This window comes from Zooshikella sp. RANM57, from assembly GCF_050749885.1.
Classification (GTDB): Bacteria; Pseudomonadota; Gammaproteobacteria; order Pseudomonadales; family Zooshikellaceae; genus Zooshikella.
The window spans coordinates 146112-161308 of the sequence record NZ_JBOIUB010000008.1 but is presented as its reverse complement, the minus strand read 5'-3'; the positions used below and the strand labels follow the sequence as shown (position 1 = coordinate 161308).

General features: G+C 33.0%; 19 protein-coding genes. 13 read left to right on the top strand and 6 right to left on the bottom strand.

Translation table 11 applies throughout. The features are described 5' to 3' along the window. The first annotated feature begins 15 nt into the window (after nucleotides 1-15). From fliF to ACQ96U_RS17365, 13 genes are all read left to right on the top strand, one after another. Nucleotides 16-1416: a flagellar basal-body MS-ring/collar protein FliF gene (gene fliF, locus ACQ96U_RS17425; RefSeq protein WP_431722540.1), complete on the top strand. Its 1401-nt coding sequence runs from the start codon at nucleotides 16-18 to the stop codon at nucleotides 1414-1416. After that, nucleotides 1406-1825, top strand: coding sequence for a hypothetical protein (locus tag ACQ96U_RS17420; RefSeq protein ID WP_431722539.1), 420 nt, complete (start codon nucleotides 1406-1408; stop codon nucleotides 1823-1825). The genes fliF and ACQ96U_RS17420 overlap by 11 nt, the downstream gene beginning before the upstream one ends. Beyond that, nucleotides 1822-2526, top strand: coding sequence for a FliH/SctL family protein (locus tag ACQ96U_RS17415; protein WP_431722538.1), 705 nt, complete (start codon nucleotides 1822-1824; stop codon nucleotides 2524-2526). The genes ACQ96U_RS17420 and ACQ96U_RS17415 overlap by 4 nt, the downstream gene beginning before the upstream one ends. 2 nt (nucleotides 2527-2528) lie before the next feature. Next, nucleotides 2529-3833 carry a FliI/YscN family ATPase gene (locus tag ACQ96U_RS17410; RefSeq protein WP_431722537.1) on the top strand — a complete coding sequence of 435 codons (1305 nt, stop codon included), beginning with the start codon at nucleotides 2529-2531 and terminating at the stop codon, nucleotides 3831-3833. Between the two features lie 17 nt (nucleotides 3834-3850). Further along, nucleotides 3851-4318 carry a hypothetical protein gene (locus tag ACQ96U_RS17405; RefSeq protein ID WP_431722536.1) on the top strand — a complete coding sequence of 156 codons (468 nt, stop codon included), beginning with the start codon at nucleotides 3851-3853 and terminating at the stop codon, nucleotides 4316-4318. Between the two features lie 215 nt (nucleotides 4319-4533). Further along, a complete protein-coding gene (locus ACQ96U_RS17400; protein ID WP_431722535.1) occupies nucleotides 4534-5166 on the top strand; it encodes a hypothetical protein in 633 nt (210 codons plus the stop codon). Between the two features lie 37 nt (nucleotides 5167-5203). After that, nucleotides 5204-5611 carry a flagellar hook assembly protein FlgD gene (locus ACQ96U_RS17395; protein ID WP_431722534.1) on the top strand — a complete coding sequence of 136 codons (408 nt, stop codon included), beginning with the start codon at nucleotides 5204-5206 and terminating at the stop codon, nucleotides 5609-5611. A 10-nt stretch (nucleotides 5612-5621) separates the two neighbouring features. After that, nucleotides 5622-6794: a flagellar basal-body rod protein FlgF gene (flgF, locus tag ACQ96U_RS17390; protein ID WP_431722533.1), complete on the top strand. Its 1173-nt coding sequence runs from the start codon at nucleotides 5622-5624 to the stop codon at nucleotides 6792-6794. A 2-nt stretch (nucleotides 6795-6796) separates the two neighbouring features. Then, nucleotides 6797-7543, top strand: a complete 747-nt coding sequence (locus ACQ96U_RS17385; protein ID WP_431722532.1) for a FliM/FliN family flagellar motor switch protein — start codon at nucleotides 6797-6799, stop codon at nucleotides 7541-7543. An 11-nt stretch (nucleotides 7544-7554) separates the two neighbouring features. Continuing rightward, nucleotides 7555-7878: a FliM/FliN family flagellar motor switch protein gene (locus tag ACQ96U_RS17380; RefSeq protein WP_431722531.1), complete on the top strand. Its 324-nt coding sequence runs from the start codon at nucleotides 7555-7557 to the stop codon at nucleotides 7876-7878. Continuing rightward, nucleotides 7875-8264 carry a hypothetical protein gene (locus ACQ96U_RS17375; protein ID WP_431722530.1) on the top strand — a complete coding sequence of 130 codons (390 nt, stop codon included), beginning with the start codon at nucleotides 7875-7877 and terminating at the stop codon, nucleotides 8262-8264. The genes ACQ96U_RS17380 and ACQ96U_RS17375 overlap by 4 nt, the downstream gene beginning before the upstream one ends. Continuing rightward, nucleotides 8261-9001, top strand: a complete 741-nt coding sequence (fliP, locus tag ACQ96U_RS17370) for a flagellar type III secretion system pore protein FliP (protein ID WP_431722529.1) — start codon at nucleotides 8261-8263, stop codon at nucleotides 8999-9001. The genes ACQ96U_RS17375 and fliP overlap by 4 nt, the downstream gene beginning before the upstream one ends. Nucleotides 9002-9019: 18 nt before the next feature. After that, complete coding sequence (locus tag ACQ96U_RS17365) at nucleotides 9020-9733, top strand: sigma-70 family RNA polymerase sigma factor (RefSeq protein ID WP_431722528.1); 714 nt, start codon at nucleotides 9020-9022, stop codon at nucleotides 9731-9733. Nucleotides 9734-9741: 8 nt separating this feature from the next. On the opposite strand, the gene ACQ96U_RS17360 is transcribed toward ACQ96U_RS17365, so the two are convergent. From ACQ96U_RS17360 to ACQ96U_RS17335, 6 genes are all read right to left on the bottom strand, one after another. Then, on the bottom strand, nucleotides 9742-10071 hold the full coding sequence (locus ACQ96U_RS17360; RefSeq protein ID WP_431722527.1) for a hypothetical protein: 330 nt from the start codon (nucleotides 10069-10071) through the stop codon (nucleotides 9742-9744). After that, a complete protein-coding gene (locus tag ACQ96U_RS17355; protein WP_431722526.1) occupies nucleotides 10061-10669 on the bottom strand; it encodes a hypothetical protein in 609 nt (202 codons plus the stop codon). Before ACQ96U_RS17355 ends, ACQ96U_RS17360 begins: the two co-directional genes overlap by 11 nt. A gap of 109 nt (nucleotides 10670-10778) precedes the next feature. Beyond that, nucleotides 10779-11240 (bottom strand): response regulator, encoded by a 462-nt coding sequence (locus ACQ96U_RS17350; RefSeq protein ID WP_431722525.1) that lies wholly within the window; start codon nucleotides 11238-11240, stop codon nucleotides 10779-10781. Nucleotides 11241-11264: 24 nt separating this feature from the next. Next, nucleotides 11265-12272, bottom strand: a complete 1008-nt coding sequence (locus ACQ96U_RS17345) for a LacI family DNA-binding transcriptional regulator (RefSeq protein ID WP_431722524.1) — start codon at nucleotides 12270-12272, stop codon at nucleotides 11265-11267. 145 nt (nucleotides 12273-12417) lie between these two features. Then, on the bottom strand, nucleotides 12418-13821 hold the full coding sequence (locus ACQ96U_RS17340; protein ID WP_431722523.1) for a sucrose-6-phosphate hydrolase: 1404 nt from the start codon (nucleotides 13819-13821) through the stop codon (nucleotides 12418-12420). Next, complete coding sequence (locus ACQ96U_RS17335; protein ID WP_431722522.1) at nucleotides 13814-15184, bottom strand: sucrose-specific PTS transporter subunit IIBC; 1371 nt, start codon at nucleotides 15182-15184, stop codon at nucleotides 13814-13816. Before ACQ96U_RS17335 ends, ACQ96U_RS17340 begins: the two co-directional genes overlap by 8 nt. Nucleotides 15185-15197 lie beyond the last annotated feature (13 nt).

Sequence of the window (15197 nt, the reverse complement as noted above, 5' to 3'; positions counted from 1 at the left end):
TTAATGAACAATTTTATGAATATCTGGCATAGCATCAGCCAAAAACATCGAGCATCATTTATTATAATTTTAGTAGCTGTTCTTTTACTTACAGCTATATCTATTTTTTTCTTATTTTCAAATAATTACACGCTACTCTTTAGTAATTTATCTCAGCAAGAACAAGGTCTAATTGTTAAAGAACTGAATAGATCAAATATTGATTATACCATTGATGATCAAAGCAATTTATATGTTGACCCTAGCCAGCTACATAAAGCTCGGTTAGCCATTGCTAATAGTGGATTAGAACAAAATCAACTACCAGGATTTGAGCTTTTTGATCAAGCAGACTACGGCATTTCTAAATTTGCACAAAAAATTAACTATCAACGCGCTCTACAAGGCGAACTTGTTCGAACGATTAACACCCTTGCGGAAGTAAAATTTTCAAGAGTACATATAGTATTACCAGAAACCAGTGCATTTAGAACCAACGCTTCTAAAGCAAAAGCATCAGTCACATTAGCTTTGCACCCAGGAAAAAAACTAAATGCACAGCAAATAGAGGGGTTACGTACTCTTGTGGCTTCTGCTGTTCCAGGTTTAATAACTAATCAAGTAATGGTCATAGATCAAAAAGGACAACAGCTATCAACTGACGTCAATAAATATTCTGCTTTCAGTTCAATCAATCAAAAGCGGGATTTAGAGTTATTTTATCAAAAGAAAGTTGAACGTTTATTAAATAGAGTCGTCGACACTGATCAGTACACTGTTAATATAGATATTGAATTAAATCAAGTCAGTGAGTCAATTCATCAAGAACGATCTATTCCAGTCAGTGAAAATGGCAAAGCCATTATTAAGCAAGCCATAGAAGACAAAAAATATCATGTTTCAAATGATAAACAAAGTGATATGACGTTAACCGAAAGGCTAACAGATGAACATATAATAAGAGAGTTTGTTTTCTCAAAAGAAACAAGAACAAAAAAACAACCAGCAGGTACTATTAACTCTATTACTGTCGCGGTACTACTTTCTTCAAATTTAGATACTACCGCACAAAACAAACTTACAGATCTCATTGCAAAATCAGTAGGTTTACAGCCAAATCGAGGTGATAGCATTTCAGTCAGTGTTATTCCTGCAGTACATCTATCAGAATCCAAAAGTAATATAGCACAGGAAAATGCCCTGGTTAATGCTGATGAAGTTAATTCAGAAACAACATTTGTACAAACCATCATAAATAAAGCTATTGAAAAGAAAACATCAGTATCTCTTATTTTCTCAGTAATAGGCATTACTTTATTATTTATTGTTCTGCTCAGTATTAGAAGAAGCTCATCAAAGCGGTTATCAAAAGATGAAAGACAACAATTACTTCTTGATGTAAAAGATTGGCTAAGGGTTGATTCAAATGAGCACTGAACTACCTTCTGAAAAGATTGTTGCTCTAAAATTATCACAATTAAGTTGGCTTGATCGCTACTGGATATTACGTAGACTTAATAAAAAGCAACGCACTCAAATTAAGTCTACTCTTAAGGTTATTAAAAAATCACAATTTTCAAAACTTTCATTTAATGAAACCAATGAACTGATAAGTCAAGCTACACATACTCTGAATGATAGCACTATTCACTTGAATGATAATTACTCTGATAATATTAAAACTGAAATATATGAAGGCTTACCACCATTTTTATATAACTACACGATTAATAAAGTATATAAAAATGGTCATGCTGATTGTTCTGTAAAAATGACAGAACATACACAAGCAATACTCAACAAGATTATTGAAGATACTTTAGTAAAACCCGAGGTATCTTCATGACTCAAATAATTCGCGATGAAGCTATAAATAAGTTAGATACTCATAAATATGAATTAGTTGACAACAAGCAAATATCTTTAGTAGAGCACAATAAAAAAATAAGTGAACTTCATAAGCTTGTAGATCAACTAAAAAATGAAAACTCAATGCTATACAGCAAGCTTGATGAACTACAAAAAGAGTTATCAGAGTCAACTGAAAGCCAATACCAGAGTGCCAAGCAAGAAGGATACAAAACGGGCTTCAATGAAGGTTTGGAAAAATCCAAGCAAGAGTTCTCTGATCTTAATGATACTTTAAGTGAATGCTGTATTTTATTCAAAGATAAGGTGCTTAAAGACATCGAGACTCATAAATACGCTCTGTTCACTATACTTCAAAGTTCACTAGTCAAAATTTTAGGTAAAGCTTATAGTGAATCAGAAACAATTATTTCATTAATAACTGAAGCTATACAAACTGTTGACAGTCAACATGAGCTTGTTGTTTATCTGCATAAGTATGATTACAACAGAGTTAAACACTATTCTTCTGAAATACAGGCTAAAGTTAAACCAATTAAGTTGTCGTTTGCAACTGATGACTCATTAAAAACAGGAGGCTGTATTTTAAAGAGTCGATATCAGGGCTGGGATGCTCAACTAGACAATCAATTGTCTAACTTACTCGAAAGTATTTCTTTTTTATTCAATGACAAGTAGAAATGCTAAGTAATCTGGTAGAACAATTTGAATCGGCAATAGCAAGAGCTTCAACAATAACCCCCATTGGCCTTGTTTCTCAAGCGCGTGGCTATGCTATTGAAAGTGATGGTCCTGACGCTGCTATGGGCGAGTTATGTACTATTACGAGCCATAATCAACAACCTATTTCTGCTCAGGTCATTGGTTTTAATAATGGTAAGCTTACATTAATGCCATTCGGGCAAACAATGGGTATCCGATTGGGTAGCCGCGTTACTGCTCAAGGAAAGTTTCCGTCAATCGTAGTCAGTGATGCATTAATTGGCTGTACTATAAATGGCGCTGGAGAACCGCTTGATGAATCAACTAAAGTTGAGGTAGGAAGTAACATAAGTCTTGAAGGCTCTTCTCAGAACCCTTTAAACAGAAAGCTGATTAATGAAAGACTTGAAACAGGGATTCCCTTAATTGATATTTTTTTACCACTTGGTAAAGGACAGCGTATCGGTTTATTTGCGGGTAGTGGCGTTGGAAAAAGTACTTTACTTGGTAAAATCACACAAACTCAACTTGCCGATATTATTGTGATAGCCTTAATTGGTGAGCGTGGCCGTGAAGTCAATGAATTTATCTATCACACCCTAACAGAAGAACAACGTAAGCGTGCAATTATTGTTGTAGCCACTGCAGATGAACCACCTATAATGAAAATTATGGCAGCAAATGCTGCAATGTCTATAGCAGAATATTTTTGTGCTAAAGGCAAAGATGTCCTACTTGCAATGGACTCTATCACTCGACTAGCCATGGCTCAAAGAGAGTTAGGACTTATAGTGGGTGAACCGCCAACCTCTAGAGGCTATACACCTTCATCTTTTGCTACTATTGCAAAATTAGCTGAGCGAGCAGGTAACTTTAAAAACCAGGGCTCCATTACAAGTATATTTAGTGTACTTGTTGAAGGTGATGATCATAATGAACCTGTTGCAGATCATGTTCGTTCAATACTAGATGGTCACATCGTACTTTCAAGAGAAATTGCAAATAGAAACCTCTATCCCTCAATTAACCTTTTACAAAGTGTCAGTCGACTATATAGTAGATTAACTTCTGATTACGACCAGAAACTTATCAACCGTCTTAGAAAATACTTGGCAGAATATAGCCAAATACGGGAAATGATCGAACTTGGTGCTTATGAAAAAGGCAAGAATATTGAACATGATCAAATTATATCGTTATATAAAAAGCTAGAACCCGTTTTATACGCAGATAAATATGCCCAAAGTTCAAATGTACTTAAAACTATTAGTCATTGGTTATAATACGACTACCACTATAAATGAAGCTGACATCTAAAAAGAAATTAGTATTTATAAAGTACTTACTTTTAAAATGCTCAGAACGTATTCAGGGTTATACAAAGGTACTTGAAAACCTTTCAACACTGCTAAAATCTAATAATATTCAACTTAAATATAATCTAGATCAAATTACATCACTGGAAAACATGCTAGATAATATATTAACAAACCCCGAATATTATCAAGCAGATAAGCATGAAAGATTACTTGATTATCATCATAAACTTTCTAATGATCAAAAGCAGCTTCTATCTATCAACGATGAAATCAATAAAGACTACATGTCTAATCAACAAATATTAAGTAAAGAATTACATATCAAGACAAAGCTAAATGAAAAGCTATCAAATTATATGAATGATGCTAGGGCTTTTCTTGATTTTAAAGATACAGAAGAAAACCTGGAACTGTACATTACACAATCCTTCTATCGCCAATGTAAATGACTATTAAAAATGATATCACGTGATGAATTGAAAGAACTTATACTACTCAGTGACTGTGTGGACGGTTTGAAACTTTTGCATGAACTGTATTCTCAACCACTTCGTTGATCTAGAAGACTAGCAGCAACCACCTTATATCCTTGGGGTACAAAATTGATTGGCGAAGGGTATATATTCAAAAAGTTATCCACAAAGGGCAATGTAAAGGCATAACCTTGAAAACCATCTTACCAAGCAATATCAACCCAATTAAGATATGTGATTCAAACTCTCAGGAAACGAATAAAAAGCAAAAAGTACTTCAACAGTGGGAAGAAACTTTAAATTTTGTTAATGAAACTTCTGCAAATCCTCAAAACAACTATTCTGCAAAAAACAGCCATGCTAACAAGGTTAAAAACTTTGTTCATAACAATGCTGAAACATTGAGTAAAGAGGCTATTGACAATTTAAACAGCAAAGTAGCTACAAAGAAAGCTCAGATACATCTTTCACTATCTAATAGTCATATAGATTGGTATAATAGTAGGCTACAAAATATAACGATAGATAGTAAAGTTGCATCAGGTTCACTGATAACAAATGATTCCGATGTGCTTGTTTCAAAGAACAAATCAAAAGCTATAACTAAGTTATCTGAAACAATGTCAAGGCTTTTACCTGTTGAAAATGCAAAGCTTTTATATAGCAGTGACGGTAAGTTAAAGCTGTATATAAGAAACTATGTATCCCATGAATCATTAGACAAAAAGAAACTACTTTCAAAGATTAGATCTTTGTGTAGTGAGTTTAATATAAAAATTGATGCTGTTATGATCAATGGCATCAACATGACTCTATCTCTATAACGCAATATATAAAGCTAATACTGGCAGTATTCATATTATGGCTATTGATGCAGTAGGACAAATTAACTCAACCAACCAGGCTGTACAGAATAATACAATCAGTGTTGAAGAGTTCCTTAATGTCTTTATTACTCAACTAAATTATCAAGATCCATTAAACCCTGTCGATAATCGAGAGTTTATGGCTCAAATGGCTCAGTTTTCCCAACTTGAGCTTGAACGATCATCACGAGATACACTTACTGAACTAGCCCAACTTACAGCAAACTCTCAATCTATTGGTTTAATAGGGAAAACCGTCGAGGCTGTATTCGACGATCAAAAACATGTAGGCGAAGTGACAACTTTGCGCTTTGTACAAAATACACCATTACTAACAATAAAGAAGGAAGATGGTGAACTTGTACCAGATATCAAACCCTCAATGATTTCAATCGTCCGATGATAATCGTCCAATGTCAACTTTAAGTATTCTTTATAAAAGCTTTTCTGGATTACAAAGCTTTTCTCGCTCATTAAACAACCTCAGTCATAATGTAGCGAATATAAACACACCAGGTTTTAAAGGTACCTCTGTTCACTTTCGGGATATGTTATCAGACCAAAACAATGGTGGTGGTGTCCATTATACAGGAGAAACATTAAAGCTCACTCAAGGTGATATAAGTCGTACTGGTCAAAATACTCATCTAGCGATTGATGGTAAAGGCTGGTTCGTTCTTACAGATGGTGAACATCAATACTATACTAGAGCAGGTCAGTTTGAGTTTGATCAATGGCAACTGGTCGATAAGTCAACAGGCTATAAAGTATTAGGAGTACTTAATGGAAGTATTCAAAACTTTAATCTAATCGACTATAATATCAGCTCACCACAGTCTACAACGAGCATTCAACTCAAAGGTAACTTAAATGCAGGTGCAGCTACAGGCACAAAAGTTCCTGCCGAAGGTGAAGATAAACTAGAAGCTGTTTATTTCAATAAACTAGGTGAAAAACATACACTTTATTTTAACTTTACCAAAAAAGCTGGAAATGAATGGAGTGTAGAAGTAAAGAAATCAGATACTGAAACTCTTGCAACTCATACTATAAAGTTTAATGGCAATGGTTCACCTCATGAAGATAGCTCTGACTTATCTGTCAAAATCGATGATAACCAATCAATTAAGCTAAATATAGGAAAATCTGGTAATTTTTCTAACTTAACAGGTTATTCTTCAGCAAATTCAACTGTAGCCTTCAATGCTGAAGATGGAAGAACCGCAGGCCAAATTAAAAATCTATCTTTTGATCATACCGGTAAATTGTCTATTGAGTATACGAATAGTGACAAACAAGATACTTTACATGTACTACTAGCTAATTTACCCAATGAACAATACTTAACATCTGTTGGTAATAGCATGTTTATCTACCAAGAAAGTTCTGAAATCGTATATGGTCATGGGGGCCAAAATATGTTTGGAACGATAAAGGGTGGATCTATAGAAAAGTCAAATGTCAACATGTCACATGAATTTTCAGAAATCATTATAGTACAACGTGGTTACCAAGCTAGCTCGCAAGTACTGAGTGTAACAAATAAAATGATTGAAGAACTTTATAATAGTGCTCGAGGAAAATAACCTTGATTTATCCTCTAACTCTCTATAGCAAAGAGCACATATTTTCTTTGGTAAGTCATTATAATGCTCTCTATTCAAGGTGGGTTAAAAAGTGGTTTCTTACTTGTGATACTTCTTTAGCAATAGATATACCAACAGAAAGCTTATCTTTTGATACAAAAAATGAGATACAAAATGAATTAAACATTCCTTTTTATGGTTTTTCAAATTGGAAAAAAGTTTTGTACTCAACTCTTTTTGATAAAAATTTTTCTGATGAACAATTAACACACCCCATTTGCCAATCTATTCTTAATGAGTGTATATTAGATTTACTTAACACTTTAGAAGTTAAGCTAATCCATAATGTTAAGGCAGATCAATCATCAATACTCAAATTTGGTAGTGGATGGATAATTATTAAGCTTTTCATTTCAAACAGTAATTATTTTTCTATATTACTTCCTTCATTATCTATAAAACCTATTTTACAGATACCTGAAGTTACAAATAATGGAATAAAACTTTCAAATAGACTCAATACAATATCAGATAAAATGATATCACTAAAGGCAACATGTGAGCCAATTTCTTTAACAATACGAGAATTAAATAGCCTACGTATAGGTGATGTGATATCTCTAAACAGTAGCTCACAAAATACTCTTTTCCTTAAGTCAACTGATAGTAAAGAAATTTTCTATTGTAAACCTTGTTGCGATAATCAAAACAAAGCAGTCTACATTACTGATAAAGCAGTAAAGTTTTAAGGCATTAAATTATGAAACATGAGTCTATTGATTTAACTGAAGTTAATTATACTGATAGCAATATTCCTCCATCAAAAGAAACTCTTTTCAATAAAATTCAACCATCTATTATCGAGAATCTTAATGTTTCAATTGAAGCTGAACTAGGTTCAACTGAAATATCAGTATCTGATTTCTTCAATTTGAAAAAAAATGATGTTGTTACACTTGATACATTAATAGATCAACCTTTAGAACTTAAGGTAAATGGACAGACTATAGCAACGGGTGAACTTGTCGTTGTCAATAATAACTACGGTATTCGCATTACTCATATACTTGAGAATAATATATGAGTAAATTATATATTATAATATTTATATACTTTTTATCTATCGCATCTTTTTCTTATGCAGATAATAAACAACTAAGTAATGACAATCTTGTTTTTAAAAATGAATCCGTAGTTCCAAATTATAAATTCACATCTTATAGTGTAACTATTGGAGTCATATTAATATTAACATGTATTGCTGTTTATTTCAGAACTAATATAACTTTTAATAAAAATATTCAACAGAATTTTGATTTTAAAATCATAGGGCAAAAAAAACTTGATTCAAAAAATACTGTAACGATTATAAAAGTTGAAAACCAGCATTTTATTGTTTCTCATAATAATAATCACAATCAAATAGTGCCACTAGCATCACCTCAATCTACAAGTGACAATATATCATGAATAAAAAGATTTATATTTTTTTAATCTTTTTATTAGTTGTTCCTACAGCTAACTGCTCAGAACTAGTTAATATTTCTGGTTTATCTATTGTTTTTGATAATGTGGGTAATGATCTTTCTTCTCCACTTCAAGTACTTTTATTGCTAACTATTTTAAGCTTAGCACCTGCTTTGTTGATGATGCTAACTTCCTTCACAAGAATCATCATTGTCTTATCAATGCTTCGGCATGCCTTAGGTCTACAACAAACGCCACCTAATAATGTTTTAATAGCACTAGCATTATTTTTGACTTTTTATACCATGCAACCTGTTTGGCAAGAGATTGATAATCAAGCACTACAACCTTTTAATAACGGAGAAATTACTACGGTTCAAGCTGCTCAATTAGCATCTCAACCTATAAAACGCTTTCTTCTCAAACATACTAGAGAGCAAGATCTTACCATGATTCTTGACTTATCAGGAAAAGAAATACCAAATTCTACAGAGAAAGTTGAGCTCATCTCATTAATACCTGCTTTTTTACTAAGTGAACTACAAACAGCTTTTCAAATAGGTTTTATTATATTTCTTCCTTTTTTACTTATCGACCTATTAATTTCAAGTACATTAATGTCTGTTGGTATGATTATGTTACCTCCAATGATGATATCTTTGCCAATCAAACTATTAATTTTTGTGTTAATTGATGGTTGGTCTTTAATTACTTATGCTCTTGTCGGAAGTTTTTTTTAGCGGCTTTAGTCATTTTTTATGCCAACTGAAGACCTAGAAAGTATTGATAGTCTTTGGCAGAATTATAAGCAGAATGCTTGTAATGATTGTTTTCAAAAGCTCATTAATATATACAGCTATCTTGTATATAAAATAGCAAACATCTATTTCAAAAAAGTTTTTATGTCAGGAATATCACTTGATGACTGTATTCAGTATGGTTTTATCGGACTCATTGAGAGTATTAAAAACTTTAATTTAGATAAAAGATCAAGCTTTGATATTTATGCTTCTTTAAGAATAAAAGGCTCAATTTTAAATTCAGCATATACCTTTTCCGAATACTCAAACTATTATCACTGGAAAAGAAAACTTGAGAATCAACATAATAACGCAATATCAACATCAATGATCAAATTAGATATTGAAACGATTATTAATATTACAGTGGATTTGGGGATTACTTATTTTTTATCGAATGAGTTTGAGAATTTTATATTATTAAATGATACTCACGCTCTGAGTAAAAATAAGATTGACACTCCCTTAGCAATATCGATATATCGAACAATAGACTCTCTTGATGTAATATTGAAGCAAATAGTTATTCAGCATTATTTGCTTGATGAGTCCTTTCAAGAAATAGCGGATGGATTAGGATATTCTAAAGCGAGAGTTTCACAGTTACATAATAAGGCAATTACTGAAATTCGTTCGAAATTTTTATCTTCAGACGAATGTACTTTAATTTAAATAATAAACTATAAATTAACTATAAGCTTCCTCAAATCTACAAAACTACTTTGGTTTTCAATAATATCATAAAGTGTTTGAGATACTTTGTTAATCATATCTTCCGTTACATTTTCTGCACCAAACTTATCTAGTAGCAATATTGAAACAAGTTTATTACAGAGTTCTCTATCCGACAAATGATTCAAATTAATTTTTAAAAATGTTGATGCTAATACGTCATTTATCAAATCTTCCTGCTTATGTGTACTCGATACGCTACTAGCTTTAGTTGATTTTTGCTTGTTTAATTTAGATAGTATACTAGCGATACTATCTAATTTGTTATCAATTTTCATTATCATTTTGTTGATATTTTGATATAAATATTTTATTTATTGCACTGTCTTTATTTGATTTATCTTCAAGCTTACTTTCGTTATCTTCATCATTAACTTGAGCTTTTTCATTGATGTCATTTTCTTCTAATGATTGTATTATATTATTAATATCATTATTTAACGGATTATTCTCTTTATTAGCTTCTATTCCTTCCTTTAATTTTTTTATACCTAAATATGTATTTCCTTCCTGAATATACACAAGCCCTTCTGCAAAAATTCGTAAATAACTATTTGCGTTACTGTCTTTTAGCTCATACCAAACTTTGACTGCTTCTTCAATATTAGATACAGTCAAGTATAATAAGCTTAACTGAAATTTTGCAATCCATAGACTTGGGTCTTTATTAATTGCAAGCGTCATTTCTTCAATTGCATATTGGTATAATCCAATCTCAGCATGTTCTGCTGCCAACATATAATAATAAATTGCACGATCTTCTTGTTGAATGCATTCTTTCAATAGTGTTATCGATTGAGCATGATCCCCTTGTTCACTTGCAGATAGTGCACAATGAAATAACTCATCAAGATTTAAATTTTCAGTAAACTTCATCTATCACTCTCACCTCTAAAGTTAAAGGAATTTTATTCTATTATGTGCTAACTTTCAAAGCATTACATATAAGCTATTACTAACAAACCATTTTAGAGGTACCATTAGGTCAAAATTCATACAACTCACTTAAACATTGCTTAATATCATTAAAGCCTGGAGGATGCTTTAAACTAGCATTAATGATACCTGCCTCAATAAGGTTACTTTGTTTTTCATTATCTAGACATGCAGAGCAAAGAATAAGTTTTATGTCATATAAGGCAGTATCTCTCCTTACATATTGGCAAAATTCAATACCATTTTTAATCGGTAGTTCTCTTAATTCATTATCACGGTATAACTGCCTTTGTAATTTTTCAATTGTATTTCTACTATAAAGTGGCATGCACCAGTCTGTTATGACAAGATCAAACTTAAAGAACTTATTTCTTAACCAAAATAATCCAATATTTCCATTCTCACATACTGTAACATTTGTAATACCAAGTCTGACCAGTATATTTTTAATTTCATCTTGATATTCTTTTTGATCATCAATAACGAGTACAGATAGCTTATTTTTATTCATAAAATTATATCGCATTGCTGAAATTCATTTGGAACGCCAGCAAATTTTGGCTGGTAAAATATATTGCATTTTACCCATTTCTTCACCTTCCAGCATATTTTTTGCCAGAACATACACTGTTTGTGCAAGTAAAGTACAATCTTGTGCAATCGAATCAATTTCAATAGGTAAGCAATCAAGTATGTGATAATCATCAAACGTTGCTATTCGTATATCACAGTTTAATAATTGATGATCACGTAAATAACGTAAAACACCTTCAAGTAATGTATAAGATGCAGTAAATAGGCAAGAAGGTGGCCGTCCCAACTGTTTTATACATTCAGCCATCATTTTATAACCTGAGTGAGGCTGGTAATCAGCGTGTTTTATCCAGTCAGGTTTAAGTTTCAGGTTTGCTTGTTGTAACCCAAGTTTATAACCCTTGAGTCTTTGTTTGCTGGGTGAGAGCTCTAGCTGACCACCAAAGAAGTAACATTCCTGGCTATCGTTTGATAATAATTGGCTAACAACTTGTGCAGTAGAGTTACATGCATCACTACAAACCAGTGGTAAGCTTGAATTATCTATTTGCCTATCTAACTGTAGGACGGGTAATTGATTTGTTAACTTTGTATAAAAATGGTCATCCATCATTGCTGAACCAACAATGAGAGCATCAACTTGACGCTCAACCAAGTGCTCAACTACTTTTTTTTCAAGCACTTGATTATCTTCTGAACACGCAATGAGTAACTGTAAGCCATCTTCACGACAGCGTTTTTCAAGCTCTTTGGCAATTGATGCAAAACCAAAGTTGGTTAAATCAGGTATCACCAGACCTATGGTATAACTTCGTTTCGATTGCAGTGCACGGGCATGGATACTAGGACGATAGTTATGCTCCTGAACTACTTCCAGTACTTTCTTTCGGGTTGTTTCACTAATTCTAAATGTTTCAGACTTACCATTAAGAATGAAACTCACTGTAGACTTTGATACACCCGCTTTTTTCGCTATTTCTGCCAGAGTTATACGCTTTTTCTCTTTCACAACCCACCTAGTCAATCCAACATAGCTTTACTATTTTATAACACATTACTTTAATAAACGAATATAAAATGGTTGAATTGATGGCAGCCCCTAATATCCTCTGCTGTAGGTATACTTATGCAGCCTTATCAATTACTCCAATCTTCTAGTAAGACAACGTCCAATAAGTAAGGTGAATAACTTCACCGCCTTTGAATATAATATTGAATGATTTATCGCAAAGAGAAAAAAACCGACTACTGAGCACAGCTTCACCATTATTAATGAAAAGTTCTATACTCGAATGATCAAGTAATATTTGCAGTAGTTCGATATGGCCTTGCCAAGAACGTGATTCCCATAAGTTTGTGCGCCAATTTTTTCTTTTTAACGTGATTTCATTATTATCAACCTGTATTGAAACAACATCAGATAAGTCAATTTGGTAATTCACCCCTCCTTCTATTATCATTTCAGCACATCTTAATTTTAAAGAAGGAATATTATTAGCAACTGAAATTTTTGTTGTTTTATTTTTACGTAAGACTTTTAATTCTTCCACAGGTTGTTGGTATAACTTACCATTTTTCAAGATCAGTTCCCTTGGACAAGTCATTTGATGAACCCAACCATTTTTAATAGTAGGATGATAGCTTTCATTCTCATCAGGCAACCCCATCCACCCAATTAATATTCTTCTACCATATTCATCTTTCATTGTTTGAGGCGCATAGAAATCAAACCCTAAATCAAGCTCTTGAAAAACACCATGTTGATAACTTTTAGTATGGTAATTGAGCGCACCAATGACATACCCTGCTTGAAATAAATTTGCAAAATGTCCATTTTCTTTCTCTAATCCTTGAGGGCAAAAAAGCAATATATCCTTCCCTTCCAAGTTAAACAGATCAGGGCATTCCCACATATAACCAAACTTATCTAATCCATTAAGTCCTGAACCAGCTAACTCTCCTAAAAACTGCCAGTTTAAGAGATCATTTGAGCGATACCAAATAACTTTACCCTGTTTATCTATATTCTGGGCACCTAACACTACATAAAAATACTCTTCATGCAGCCAAATCTTTGGATCTCGTACATGACCTGTATATCCTTTAGGAACTGAAATAACTGGCCCAAGCTTTTGAACACTGCCATCATCATTCAATGAAGCCAAGCACTGATATGCGGTGCGCCCTCCTTCAAACTTAACATTACCTGTATAAAATAGTTGCACTTGGTCATTCATAACAATTGCAGATCCAGAATAACAACCATGAGACTCATATTCTTCTTCCGGAATTAGTGCAGGGAAATAATGTTTCCATGAAACCAAATCCTTTGAGGTCATATGTCCCCAAACTTTTTTTCCATGTCTACATGAAAGAGGATTCCACTGATAAAATAAATGGTAATCTCCTTTATGGTGAATTAATCCATTAGGATCATTAAGTAAACCTATAGGAGCAGAAATATGCCATTGAGGCCGATAATAATCAGCCTCAACAGTACATGAATCATTCAATAGTTTAGTAATGAGCTTTTGGTATAATTCTTCTTTTTTATACATTTTCAGTACTATATTTCAATGTGTAAGAAATAATAAATGAAATAACAAAGGCTATTACCATACCAATAATGTAATGCATGAGTGTATTAGGTTGAACAATGGCCATACCCGGTAAACCAGTTAAACCAACGGCAGTCATACCTACTTTGCTAAATACAACGTAACCACCACCACAGGCTCCACCCGCAAGCGCAGCAAAAAAAGGCTTAACAAAACGAAGATTAATTCCAAATATTGCAGCTTCAGTAATTCCCAATAAAGACGATACGGCTGAAGGAACAGCAATTGATTTTATTTTTTCATTTGTCGTTTTAAAATAAACAGCAAGACAGGCACCACCTTGAGCTACATTTGCCATAGCCCAAATAGGTAACAAGAAATTTATACCAATTTCTGGATTTGTCAGTAAGCCAGCCTCAATAGCATGGAAACTATGGTGTATTCCTGTAATAACTATTGCTGAATAGCTACCTCCAAACAGTATACCTGCAAACCAACCTACATGAGTATAAAGTACATTAAGTACCCATGAGATTCCATCCCCTAGGGCTCTACCTGCAGGGCCAATGAATATCATGGCAACAAAGCCTGTGAGTACCACTGTTATGAAAGGAGTTAAAATAATATCTAGTGCATTTGGAACAACTCGGCGTATATTTTTTTCAACAACACTCATAAACCAAGTCGCTAACACAACAGGAAAAACTGTACCCTGATAACCAATCATTGCAATATCAAAATTCAAAAGTTGCATAGTTTCAAATCCACCAGCAACGCTCCAAGCATTAGTTAAAGCAGGATGAGTTAAAATACCTCCCAATGTTGCGCCTAAATAAGGATTACCTCCAAACTCTTTTGCTGCAGTAAAACCAATTAATATAGGTAAGATAATAAAAGCAGATGAGCTAAAAATATCAAGCAGAACAAATAAAGTACTTTGTGAGTCAACAAGATTATAGGTACGTAGTGTTCCCAATAATCCCATTAATAAACCCGATGCAACAATTGCTGGAATAATGGGAACAAATATATTGGAAAGCGTTCGAGCACAACGTTGTATGATATTTTGTTTTTGAGAAGCAATTGAATTTACTTCAGTTTTACTCCGTTGTTCTAATTGAGTCACTCTCATAAACTCGTCATATACTTCATTAACCAGTCCTGTACCAAAGATAATCTGAAACTGGCCCGCATTGGCAAAACATCCTTTTACATTATCTAGCTGATCTATTGCGACTTTATCTCCTTTGTTATCATCATGAAGTACTAACCTTAATCGTGTTGCACAATGTGTTGCACTTGCAATATTTTCTACACCACCTAATAATGGAACTAAGTTTTTTACAACCTCAGCAGTATTCATCAGGCTACTCCTA